This is a genomic window from Pseudomonas sp. (assembly GCF_037994325.1).
In the GTDB taxonomy this organism is placed as follows: Bacteria; Pseudomonadota; Gammaproteobacteria; order Pseudomonadales; family Pseudomonadaceae; genus Aquipseudomonas.
The window spans coordinates 1-10,871 of sequence record NZ_JBBNAH010000144.1 but is presented as its reverse complement, the minus strand read 5'-3'; the positions used below and the strand labels follow the sequence as shown (position 1 = coordinate 10,871).

Genomic DNA, 10,871 nt, shown 5'->3' with positions numbered 1-10,871 from the left:
GGGTCGGCATAGGTGTGCAGTTCGCTAAACCCCGCCTTACGCATCATCCCCGCCGACGCAGCATTTTCTTCATGCCGGTCGATGTAGATATCCACCAAACCCTTCTCACCCAAACCCGCCACAGCCTTTTCCAACAAGGTGCTGCCCAACCCCTGCCCGGCCATATCGCGATGGATCACCGCTTCACAGATATAGCCCTGCGGCTCATCAATCCGCGATGTCGGTTGGTGGTCGGCAAAGTAGTGGGTCTGCACATAGCTGACAAAACCGACAATCTGTTCGCCGCGCTGGGCCAGCACCGCTTCTACCGAACCATCGGCGATGCGTTGCAGGTGCGCACGCACCTCGTCTTCGGGCAGGTAGTTCCAGGGGTTGGGACCATGCTCCAGCAACAGCGCGGTCAGTTCAGCGATATCGGCGGCCTGGGCAGAGCGCAGGGTTAGCGTCGCGTCATTCATGCTTAGAGCCCCGCTGTCAGCAGTTCAGGCAGCGCCTCGCCACGTTCGGCGCAGGCGGCGACCTGAGCGATTAACGGCTCCAGCTCGTAGCCCTTGGCCTTGAGCCATTCGGGGTTGTAGTAGCTGGTGGCATAGCGCTCACCGCCGTCGCAGAGCACGGCAACAATGGAGCCGCGCTCGCCAGCGGCGGCCATCTGCCGCCCCACCAGCAACGCGCCGATCAGGTTGGTGCCGCTGGAGCCGCCAACATGCCGGTCCAGGCGCCGTGCCAGGTAATGCATGGCTGCCAGCGATAGCGCGTCCGGCACCTTGCACATGGCGTCGATCACTGAGGGCAGAAACGAAGCCTCCACCCGAGGCCGGCCAATACCTTCGATGCCCGAGCCACAGTCCAGACGCAGGCTGGCATCGCCCGTGCGGTAGTAGTCAAAGAACACCGAACGTTCGGCATCGGCGCAGAGAACACGCGTGGCATGGCGCCGGTAGCGCACGTAGCGGCCAAGGGTCGCCAGGGTGCCGCCAGTACCGGGGCTGGACACCAGCCAGCTCGGTTCAGGGCAGTGCTCAAAGCGCATCTGCTGGAATATCGACTCGGCGATATTGTTGTTGGCGCGCCAGTCGGTGGCCCGTTCGGCGTAGGTGAATTGGTCCATAAAATGCCCGCCGCTCTCCTCGGCCAGGCGCTCGGACTCGGCATAAATCTGCGTCGGGTCTTTGACCAGGTGGCACTGGCCGCCGTAGAACTCGATCTGCGCGATTTTCTCTTTCGAGGTGGTGGCCGGCATCACCGCGATAAATTTCAGGCCCAGCAGTCGGGCGAAATAGGCCTCGGAAATCGCCGTCGAACCGCTGGACGCTTCAATCACTGGTGCCCCTGGTTTTAGCCAACCGTTACAGAGCGCGTAGAGAAACAGCGAACGCGCCAAGCGGTGTTTAAGGCTGCCGGTGGGGTGGCTGGACTCATCTTTGAAATACAGCTCAATGCCTGGCAGGCCGGGTAATGCCAAAGGAATCAGGTGGGTGTCGGCGCTGCGCTGGAAATCCGCCTCGATAATGCGAATGGCCTCGCGGGCCCACGCTCGTGAATCGCTCATGACGTTCCTTTAATCAAGAATGCCGGCGGGCGCCGGTACTACGGGGTCGCGTCGCCATTGGCTCAACCCCACACCAATAAAGACCAAACCGACCGCCAGCAGTTGCCAGGTATTCAGGCGCTCGCCAAGAAACAGCGCGGCCAGCAGCAAGGTGAACACCGGAATCAGATTGGTAAACCCTGAGGCCTGACTGGCCGGTAAACGGCCGACGCCAAAGTTGTAGAGGCCATAGGCGCCGACGGTGACCACAATGCCCAGGTACACCACCGCGCCCCAGCCCTGCGCGCTGACGTGGGTGGGTAGATCGGCACTTACCCAGGCCAACGGCAGAAAAAATAATGAGCCGACAAACGCCTGCAAGGCCGTCAGGGCAAACGCTGAGTAGCGACTGGACAGATGCTTGAGCAACAAGGTGTAGCCGGTGGCGCAGAGCATGGCCAGAAATTCGAAGAAGTTGCCCAGCAGCGGCGCGGGCGCGTGAACGTCAGCCTCCCCCGCCAGGCTTAGCCAGACGGCGCCAACCACGGCCAATAAAAAGCCTGCCAAGGTGGTGCGGGTAATGCGCTCGCGTAGCGTCAGGTAGGCGCCAACCGCCACCAGCAAAGGCAACAGCGCGGTGATCATACCGGCTTGCGAGGCACTGGTACGTTGCAGCGCCAAGGCTTCAAAAATGAAATACAGACAGGGCTCGCAGGCGGCCAGACCGAGCAGGTACTTCCAATCGCCAGGGCGGTACTCGATACGGCCACGCCAACGCCAGGCCAGCAGAAATACAACGCTGCCCAAGCCCATACGACCAAAGATCACCCACATCGGCGGTATTTCGCTAAAGGCCACTTTCAAGGCAATAAACGAACTTCCCCACAAGGCCATGGCAACCACCAGACACCCCCAGGCAAACGCCTGGCCTTCACGCTGCTGCACAGCCACCTCCTATTTATTCTGAGCGGCAGTATAGGAATGGCGCGGCGGGCCGCCCAGTTACAGTGGTGGGGAGATAGGTGGGGGAACTGTTTTCAGATCGCACGGCATGCGCCCGTAGGGTGTGCTGTGCGCGCCAGGCGGTTACCACGTATACGCCGTGGTGCGCACAGCACACCCTACACGAGCAACAGCATCGCGGTTTAGGGATGCAGACGATTAAGCCCTGGCGGCAAGCCATTGCTGTCGACCGGCAACCACGGCCCGTTGGCGTAGCTGGCCCAGGTCCAGCCGTTGTTCCAGCGGTAGTAGGTGCGTTCGCGGTAGTACAGGCCAGGCACTTGATCGAGCACGTACACGCCCAGCTTGGTATCCCAGTAGCTGCTTACGCCCGGTGGCGGGGCGAAGTGCGGGTGGGCTTTCATCCGCGTAGTAGCTGGCGCCGGGATGGGCAGCGGCGCGCTTTTCGGTTGCTGGGTGGAGCGTTGCGGAGTGTCCGGTGTGGTGCTGGGTGGAAGCGGGAACGGCTGCGGTGTCGGTTGTTGGGTTACCGACGGCGTGGTACAGCCGGCTAGCACCAGAAGCATTACCGCTGCGGCGCCACGCGCCGTGCCCACTTTAATTGTCATTGTGCCTGTCCGTCTGCCGTATCAATGGTCAGCAGTTGCTGATCCGTGCTGGTACTGGCCAAGGGCTGGCTGCGACCAATCCACTCGCCCGCCTTGGCATTGCCTGCCCGCGAGATGCGAGCTTGCAGTATGACCTGAGGGAAGTTGGAGAGTTTCAGTTGCGGCATCATCGCGTCGCTGTCGGCCAGGGTTACTTCGGCCGGCAGGTCGGCGACGGTCAGACGTTTTACCGCCAGCGGCATCGGCGGGCCAGAAGCGGCGCGGGCGAAAACAAACAGGCTGTCACCCGGCTGCACTTTGCTTTGCAGTTCTGGCGCCAGTTGCACGCGTACTTTCAATACCGCGCCGGTCTCAGTAGCGGCCGGTTGGGCTGGCTGTTCGGCCACTTGCTGATCGGCTGGTAGTTGCTCACGGGCGCGGGCAATACCACCTTCGATGGCGCTGCGCGAAGGGTCATCGGCCGGCAGCAATTTGGCCAGACGGCCCCAATAGGTCACCGCGTCCTGGAAGCGTTTGTCTTCAAAAGCGGCAATGCCGAGCAAGCCCAGGCTGGTGACTTCATCGGGGTTGGCTTTTAGTGCTTCGTCGGTCAGCCCTTGCAGCTCGGCAGACCATTTTTTGTCGCTGCCAAAGTACTTGGCCTGGGCCAATTGCCCGAGCAATTCCGGCTGGCGCCCAGCAATTTTAATGGCGCGTTCAAAGGCGTTGGCGGCATCGGCCGGGCGCTCTTGGGTCATATAGGTACGACCGAGGTAGTACCAGGCTTCGGCGGAATCCGGCTCGGCTTTAACGGCCAGTTCCAGGCGCGCGGTCATTTCTTCGATGGTGCGCGGTGCCTGAGTGGATTCCTGGGCGAGCTGGACCTTTTCCAGCGAGCCCCAATGCCAATACATGCCCAGCGCCAGCACCGGCACCAGCACGGCAGCGGCAACCGGAATCCATTTACCCAGCTTGGATGTGCGGCCGTTGTCAGCGCCTTCGGTGTCTGCCAACAGTTCGCGCGCCGCTTCGGCCTTGGCCACTTGCAACTGCTCGTCGGTCAGGGTGCCGGCTTGTTGTTGCGCTTGCAGTTCGCCCACGCGCTCTTGATACAGCGCCACGTTTAATGCAGTGCGGTCTTCTTCACGCTGGGCGCGGCGACCACGCAATACGGGGATCAACAGAAATGCCAAGGCCACCAGCAACAGCAGGCCGGCAGCGAGCCAGAATTCGATCATTGGAGAGGTTTATCCGCAGCCACAGAAGAAGGATTGTTCGCAGAAGGCTCAGCGTTGAGCAGCGCGTCCAGGCGCGCCTGTTCATCACCGGACAAGGTGGTGTCGGCCTCGGCCACCGTTCGGCGCCGACGCACCACCAGCACCGCCATCACCAGCAGACCTATACCCAGCAGCGCCGCCGGGCTGTACCAGAGCACCAGGGTGCGAGCGGTAACAGCCGGTTTGTAGCGCACGAACTCGCCGTAGCGGTCGACCATAAAGTCGACGATCTGCTCGTTGCTCTTGCCCTCGCCGAGCATGCGGAAAATCTCTTTACGCAAGTCGGCGGCAATGGGCGCGTTGGAGTCAGCAATGTCCTGGTTCTGGCACTTGGGGCAGCGCAGTTCCTGGGTCAGTTCGCGGAAACGCGCGCGCTCGCCTTCGTTGGCAAATTCGTAGGTGTCGATGGCGGCGTGGGCCACGCCCACCAGGCTCAGGCCCAGTACCACCGCTGCAAGCCAGGCCTTCATTGCCCAGCCTCGTCGACCAATTCCTGGTACTTGCTGGCCAACTGTTCACGCCAAACCACTTCGTCGATCACACCGACAAACTTGTGGCGGATGATGCCCTTGCTGTCGATCAGGAAGGTTTCCGGCGCGCCATACACACCCAGGTTCAACCCCAGGCTGCCGACGGCGTCGTTGATATTCAGCTGATAGGGGTTTTGAAACTCCTTCAACCATTTCAGCGCGGCGGCGTTTTCGTCCTTGTAGTTCACCCCGTAAACGCGCACGCCTTGCTGGGCCAACTTGTTCAGCACCGGGTGTTCTACGCGGCAGGAAATGCACCAGGTCGCCCACACGTTAAGCAGCGCCGGTTTGCCCAGCAGGTCGGCGCGGGTCAGGGTCTTCTGCCCTTCCACGGCCGGTAGGGAAAACTCCGGCACCGGCTTACCGATCAGCGCGGAAGGCAATTCCGACGGATCGAGGTACAGACCGCGATAAAGAAACACTGCGCCAACCAGAAACAGCGCCAGTGGAATCAATAACAACCCACGCTTCATGCCTGTGCTCCGCTGAGGCCCAAGGCATCACGCACTCGGGTTTTGACTTTGACCCGGTAACGCCGGTCCATAGCCGCCAGCAAACCACCAAAGCCGGTGAGCAAGCCGCCAAACCAGATCCAGCGCACAAAGGGTTTAACGTGAATACGCACGGCCCAGGCGCCGTTATCCAGCGGCTCGCCGAGGGCGATGTAGATGTCGCGGGTAAAACCGGCATCGATGCCCGCTTCGGTCATCACCGACTGCTGCACGGTGTACAGGCGTTTTTCCGGGTGCAGCACGGCGACTTCTTTGCCGTCCTCAATCACCCGCACGGTGCCGCGGTCGGAGGTGAAATTCGGGCCTTGGAAGTGCTCGGCGCCGTCGAAGATAAAGTGGTAGCCGCCCAAGTCCATCGACTCACCGCGCTCCAGACGCATATCGCGCTGGGCACTGTTCTGGCTCGATAGCACCACGCCTAGGGCGCACACGGCGATCCCCAGGTGGGCCAGCTGCATGCCCCAGTAGCTGCGGGTCATTTTGCCGATGCCTTTGAGCAGGCCGGTGTGGCGGGTTTTATCCAGCAGGTCACGCACGCCCGCCAGCAACACCCAGGCGCTAAGCAGGCACACGGCGAGAATCGCCCAGTTGAAATCGCCCAGCACCATGGAGGCCACGCCACCCAGTACCACGCTCGCAATCAGCACCGGGCTAAGCATGCCCAGCAGCCATTTCACCGGGGTATCTTTCCAGCGCACCACCACGCCGACCGCCATCACCACCATCAACAGGCTCATTAGCGGCACAAACAGGGCGTTGAAGTAGGGAGGGCCGACCGACAGCTTGGCGCCGGTCAGGGCATCAAGCACCAGCGGGTAGAGGGTGCCGAGCAGAATCATCGACGCCGCCACCACCAGTACCAGGTTATTGCCCAGCAGCAGCATTTCCCGCGACCACGGCGCAAAGCCAACTTGGCTTTTCACCACCGGCGCACGCAGAGCAAACAGGGTTAACGAACCGCCAACTACCACCAGCAGGAAGGCCAAGATAAACACGCCGCGCTCAGGGTCCGAGGCGAACGCATGCACCGAGGTCAGTACGCCGGAGCGAACCAGGAAGGTGCCGAGCAAGCTCAACGAAAACGCGGCGATGGCCAGCAGCACCGTCCAGCTTTTGAATACGCCGCGCTTTTCGGTAACTGCCAGGGAATGGATCAGCGCCGTGCCCACCAGCCAAGGCATAAACGAAGCGTTTTCTACCGGGTCCCAGAACCACCAGCCGCCCCAACCAAGCTCGTAGTACGCCCACCAGGAACCAAGGGTGATACCAATGCCGAGGAAGGCCCAGGCCACAATGGTCCATGGGCGCGACCAGCGCGCCCAGGCGGCGTCAAGACGACCACCGAGCAAAGCGGCGATGGCAAAGGAGAACGCCACCGAGAAGCCAACGTAGCCCATATACAGCATCGGCGGATGCACGATCAGGCCGATGTCTTGCAGCAGCGGATTGAGGTCGCGGCCATCCACTGGGCTTTGCGGCAGCAAGCGGCTAAAGGGGTTGGAGGTGATGATCAAAAACAGCAGGAAGCCGATGCTGATCATGCCCATTACACCGAGCACGCGCGCCAGCATCACCTGCGGCAACTGGCGGGAGAACACCGAAACAGCGAACGTCCAGCCACCGAGAATCAACGCCCACAGCAGCAGCGACCCTTCGTGCGCGCCCCACACAGCGCTGAACTTGTAGTACCACGGCAGGGCGCTATTGGAGTTATTAGCGACATAGGCGACGGAGAAATCGTCGGTCATAAAGGCATAGGTCAGGCAGGCAAACGCCAACAGCAAAAAGGCGAACTGCCCCCAGGCTGCCGGCTGGGCCAGGCCCATCCACTGGCGATCGCCGCGCCAGGCGCCGATCATTGGCAAAGTAGCCTGCACCAGCGCCATACACAGGGCGAGGATCATCGACAGGTGGCCGATTTCCGGCACGATCAGGGCAGTCATCATGGTTGCTTCGCCTCGGTTGCCGGTGCGTACGCGGCGCCATCTTGCGGCGCTGATTGGCCGCTGTCTTTCAAGGCTTTGGTAACTTCCGGCGGCATGTATTTTTCATCGTGCTTGGCCAGCACTTCATCGGCAATCAACACGCCATCGGCATTTAGCTTGCCAAGGGCAACGATGCCCTGCCCTTCGCGGAATAGGTCCGGGAGGATGCCGCGATAACGGATGGTGACGTTTTTGGCGAAATCGGTGACCACAAACTGCACATCCAGCGAATCGCCGCTACGTACCAGCGAGCCCTTCTCCACCATGCCACCAGCGCGAATGCGTGTGTCATGGGGCACTTCGCCGTTGACGATTTGTGTGGGGGTGTAGAACAGGTTGATGTTCTGCTGCAGGGCACTGAGGGCCAGGCCCACGGCTACGCCGACACCGGCAACAATGCCAAGAATGATGAACAAGCGTTTCTTACGCTGCGGATTCACTGCTGACTCTCCCGGCGCAAACGGCGCGCCTCTTCTTGCAGGTAACGACGACGCGCCAAAACCGGCAACGCGACGTTCAGCGCCAGAACGGCGAGGCTAAAGCCATAAGCGGTCCAGACGTACAAACCATGGTTGCCCATGGCGAGAAATTCGCTAAAGGACGAAAAGCTCATCGCCGTGCCCCCTTCTCGATCTGCTCTGCCACTTCGGCTTTTACCCAACTGCTGCGCGCTTCGCGCTTGAGCACTTCCAGGCGCATGCGCATGAGCAGCACGGCGCCAAAGAAGCAGTAAAAACCCAGCACCATCAACAACAACGGCAGCCACATTTCCGCTGGCATGGCCGGGCGCTCGGTAATTTTGAAGGTGGCGCCTTGGTGCAGGGTGTTCCACCACTCCACCGAATATTTGATGATCGGGATATTCACCACACCCACCAGCGCCAGCACGGCGCAGGCCTTGGCGGCGCTGTCACGATTGCTGATGGCGTTGCCCAGCGCAATAACACCGAAGTACAGGAACAGCAGAATCAGCATCGATGTTAGTCGCGCATCCCACACCCACCACGACCCCCAGGTCGGCTTGCCCCAGATGGCGCCGGTGAGCAGCGCAATGGCGGTCATCCAGGCGCCGATAGGCGCGGCAGACTGTAGGGCAACGTCGGCAATCTTCATCTTCCATACCAGCCCCACGGCTCCCGCGATAGCCAGCAGCACATAGCAGGACTGCGCCAGCATGGCGGCCGGCACGTGGATATAGATGATGCGAAAGCTATTGCCCTGCTGGTAATCCGGCGGCGCGAAAGCCAAGCCCCAGACCAGGCCGGTGGCAATCAACAGTACGGCTGCCACGCTCAACCAGGGCAGCCAGCGGCCACTGATCTGGTAGAACCATTTGGGCGAGCCCCATTTGTGAAACCAAGTCCAATTCATCAGGGTAACCACGTCATTTTTATTCGCCGACGCTAATGGCCAGGCCTGCGGCGGTCGCAAAAGGTGTCAGGGTAATGGCCAAGGCGGCAAGGCTGGCCATCCACAGCAAGTAACCGACCACTGGTAGCCCCTGCAACGAGGCTTGCAGCGCCCCGCTGCCAAGGATCAGCACCGGGATGTACAAGGGCAAAATCAGCAGCGCCAACAACAGGCCGCCACGTTTAAGGCCAACGGTAAGTGCTGCACCCACAGCGCCCAACAGGCTAAGCACCGGGGTTCCCAACAGCAGAGTCATCAACAAAACCGGAATGCACTGGCTCGGCAAACCGAGCATCAGCGCCAGCAGTGGCGCTAGCAAGACCAGGGCCAGCCCGGAAAACAGCCAGTGTGCCAGCACCTTAGCCAATACCAGAAGGGCCAGAGGGTGCGACGAAAGGACCCACTGCTCGAGCGAGCCGTCTTCAAAGTCACTGCGAAACAAGCCATCCAGCGAGAGCAATACCGCCAACAATGCCGCCACCCAAATCAAGCCCGGCGATAGGGTTTGCAGCAGTTGGCTTTCCGGGCCGACAGCCAGCGGAAACAGGGCAATGACGATGGCGAAGAACACCAACGGGTTGGCCAATTCAGCCGGGCGGCGAAACAGCAAACGCGCCTCGCGGGCGACCAGCAAGGTAAAGACATTACTCATGGTTGGCGCTGCCCCAAGTCGAGTTCGCGGTAACCCGCGGGGGTATTGGCCAGGCTGTGGTGGGTGGTGAGCACCACCATGCCGCCCTTTTCGCAGTGCTGGGCCAGGTGTAGCTCCAGTTGTGCGACACCCGCTTTGTCGAGCGCGGTAAACGGCTCATCGAGAATCCACAGCGGCGGCGCGTCCAGATACAAGCGCGCCAGCGCCACACGGCGTTGCTGGCCGGCGGACAGGGTGTGGCAAGGCACATCTTCGAAACCGCGCAGCCCGACCTGCTCCAGCGCCTGCCAGATGGCGTCGCGGCTGGACGGCTGATGCAAGGCGCAGAGCCAGGTGAGATTTTCTTCAGCAGTGAGCAGGCCTTTGATACCCGCGGCGTGACCGAGCCACAGCAGATTGCGCGCCAGCTCATTACGTTGCTTGGTCAGCGGCAGGCCGTTGAGCAAAATCTCACCGGCGGTGGGTTGCATCAATCCGGACAGCAAGCGCAGCAAACTGGTTTTGCCACTGCCGTTGGGACCACTGATTTGCAGCATTTCCCCGGCAGCCAGGCGCAGTTCCAGGCGCTCGAAGAGCATGCGCCAGTCCCGCTCGCAGGCGAGCGCCACAGCTTCGAGTACGGGGCTATTCAAGGATAGGCTGACCTTAGCTAGGGGCTAAATGAAGAATCTGCGGAGCAGGTTTGTGCCTGCATGTGCTATCAAGTCCAGGCAGGCGCTGCCGCTATACTCAGGCAAGCCACACAGCACGGCCGACCCGGACGGGGCGGCATTATACATGCCACGCCCGCCCCTCGAAGCTGGCTTTTTCGACAGGTTGTAAACCGCCGATGAGCGAAATCAGTAGCACTCGCCCAATCTCCGCGCCCTCCCCGACTCCGCGCCCGAATACCTCGGTGACCGACGCGGCGGTAAAACTGTTGCAGCCCTTGGGTGATCTATTGGCGGTGGGCGATAGCGCCACCGCCGAAGTGATCGACGTTAAGAGCCTGGCGCAGAATTTCCAGCAAGTGCTGCTCAAGCTCACTCTAAACAGCGGTCAACAGGCCACCGTGCAAGCCACTACCAGCCAACCGCTCACTCAGGGCAGCACTGTTGCCGTAACGGCACTGTCGGACACGCGCCTGTCGGTACTCATGCAAGTGGCCGCCGGCGGCAACCCGCTGACCAGTCTTGATCCAGACGTACTGCCGCCCGGCACCGTGCTGCAGGGTAAGGTCGAGTCCAGCCAACCTTTCGTACAACCGCAAACCCAACAACTGCTGAATAAGGTGCTGGTCAGCCTGCTCAATACGCCCCTGGCCGGCAGCAAGTTGTCGCTCGAAACGGCGCTAACGTTGCCGCCCGGCAGCCTGCTCACGGCCCAAGTGCAGAGCAACCAATCGCTGGCATTTTTGCCTTTGAGCAGTCGTTTGGATCAGTTAG

The 10,871-nt window shown here is 61.2% G+C and carries 13 protein-coding genes and 1 pseudogene; 1 reads left to right on the top strand and 13 read right to left on the bottom strand.

The window, feature by feature from the left end; all coding sequences use genetic code 11:
* The 13 genes from AAAB16_RS04900 to ccmA form a co-directional block, all read right to left on the bottom strand.
* Positions 1-458: GNAT family N-acetyltransferase (locus AAAB16_RS04900; protein WP_340662334.1), on the bottom strand; the 458-nt coding region annotated here is incomplete at its 3' end.
* Positions 459-460: 2 nt separating this feature from the next.
* Positions 461-1,552, bottom strand: a complete 1,092-nt coding sequence (locus AAAB16_RS04895) for a PLP-dependent cysteine synthase family protein (RefSeq protein WP_340662333.1) — start codon at positions 1,550-1,552, stop codon at positions 461-463.
* Between the two features lie 9 nt (positions 1,553-1,561).
* Positions 1,562-2,476 (bottom strand): DMT family transporter, encoded by a 915-nt coding sequence (locus AAAB16_RS04890; RefSeq protein WP_340662332.1) that lies wholly within the window; start codon positions 2,474-2,476, stop codon positions 1,562-1,564.
* Positions 2,477-2,676: 200 nt separating this feature from the next.
* The gene (locus tag AAAB16_RS04885) at positions 2,677-3,102 is read right to left on the bottom strand and encodes a hypothetical protein (protein ID WP_340662331.1); all 426 of its coding nucleotides are present in this window, start codon (positions 3,100-3,102) and stop codon (positions 2,677-2,679) included.
* Positions 3,099-4,319, bottom strand: coding sequence for a c-type cytochrome biogenesis protein CcmI (gene ccmI, locus AAAB16_RS04880; protein WP_340662330.1), 1,221 nt, complete (start codon positions 4,317-4,319; stop codon positions 3,099-3,101). The genes AAAB16_RS04885 and ccmI overlap by 4 nt, the downstream gene beginning before the upstream one ends.
* On the bottom strand, positions 4,316-4,828 hold the full coding sequence (locus AAAB16_RS04875) for a cytochrome c-type biogenesis protein (protein WP_340662329.1): 513 nt from the start codon (positions 4,826-4,828) through the stop codon (positions 4,316-4,318). Before AAAB16_RS04875 ends, ccmI begins: the two co-directional genes overlap by 4 nt.
* The gene (locus AAAB16_RS04870) at positions 4,825-5,361 is read right to left on the bottom strand and encodes a DsbE family thiol:disulfide interchange protein (protein WP_340662328.1); all 537 of its coding nucleotides are present in this window, start codon (positions 5,359-5,361) and stop codon (positions 4,825-4,827) included. The genes AAAB16_RS04875 and AAAB16_RS04870 overlap by 4 nt, the downstream gene beginning before the upstream one ends.
* Positions 5,358-7,331: a heme lyase CcmF/NrfE family subunit gene (locus tag AAAB16_RS04865; protein WP_340662336.1), complete on the bottom strand. Its 1,974-nt coding sequence runs from the start codon at positions 7,329-7,331 to the stop codon at positions 5,358-5,360. Before AAAB16_RS04865 ends, AAAB16_RS04870 begins: the two co-directional genes overlap by 4 nt.
* An 11-nt stretch (positions 7,332-7,342) precedes the next feature.
* Positions 7,343-7,825 carry a cytochrome c maturation protein CcmE gene (gene ccmE, locus AAAB16_RS04860; RefSeq protein WP_340662327.1) on the bottom strand — a complete coding sequence of 161 codons (483 nt, stop codon included), beginning with the start codon at positions 7,823-7,825 and terminating at the stop codon, positions 7,343-7,345.
* Positions 7,822-7,998, bottom strand: coding sequence for a heme exporter protein CcmD (gene ccmD, locus AAAB16_RS04855; protein ID WP_340662326.1), 177 nt, complete (start codon positions 7,996-7,998; stop codon positions 7,822-7,824). Before ccmD ends, ccmE begins: the two co-directional genes overlap by 4 nt.
* The gene (locus AAAB16_RS04850) at positions 7,995-8,759 is read right to left on the bottom strand and encodes a heme ABC transporter permease (RefSeq protein WP_340662335.1); all 765 of its coding nucleotides are present in this window, start codon (positions 8,757-8,759) and stop codon (positions 7,995-7,997) included. The genes ccmD and AAAB16_RS04850 overlap by 4 nt, the downstream gene beginning before the upstream one ends.
* A 16-nt stretch (positions 8,760-8,775) precedes the next feature.
* Positions 8,776-9,447 (bottom strand): heme exporter protein CcmB, encoded by a 672-nt coding sequence (gene ccmB, locus AAAB16_RS04845; RefSeq protein ID WP_340662325.1) that lies wholly within the window; start codon positions 9,445-9,447, stop codon positions 8,776-8,778.
* Positions 9,444-10,079 carry a cytochrome c biogenesis heme-transporting ATPase CcmA gene (ccmA, locus tag AAAB16_RS04840; protein ID WP_340662324.1) on the bottom strand — a complete coding sequence of 212 codons (636 nt, stop codon included), beginning with the start codon at positions 10,077-10,079 and terminating at the stop codon, positions 9,444-9,446. Before ccmA ends, ccmB begins: the two co-directional genes overlap by 4 nt.
* A 197-nt stretch (positions 10,080-10,276) precedes the next feature.
* Between ccmA and AAAB16_RS04835 the strand changes: the two are divergent.
* Positions 10,277-10,871 (top strand): annotated as a pseudogene (locus AAAB16_RS04835) (flagellar hook-length control protein FliK); the annotation flags it as partial.

Coding starts and splice junctions, on each gene's coding strand:
- ccmB (WP_340662325.1), bottom strand. CDS start 9,447: ATGAGTAATGTCTTTACCTTGCTGGTCGCCCGCGAGGCGCGTTTGCTG.
- AAAB16_RS04875 (WP_340662329.1), bottom strand. CDS start 4,828: ATGAAGGCCTGGCTTGCAGCGGTGGTACTGGGCCTGAGCCTGGTGGGC.
- AAAB16_RS04885 (WP_340662331.1), bottom strand. CDS start 3,102: ATGACAATTAAAGTGGGCACGGCGCGTGGCGCCGCAGCGGTAATGCTT.
- AAAB16_RS04870 (WP_340662328.1), bottom strand. CDS start 5,361: ATGAAGCGTGGGTTGTTATTGATTCCACTGGCGCTGTTTCTGGTTGGC.
- ccmD (WP_340662326.1), bottom strand. CDS start 7,998: ATGAGCTTTTCGTCCTTTAGCGAATTTCTCGCCATGGGCAACCATGGT.
- AAAB16_RS04895 (WP_340662333.1), bottom strand. CDS start 1,552: ATGAGCGATTCACGAGCGTGGGCCCGCGAGGCCATTCGCATTATCGAG.
- ccmI (WP_340662330.1), bottom strand. CDS start 4,319: ATGATCGAATTCTGGCTCGCTGCCGGCCTGCTGTTGCTGGTGGCCTTG.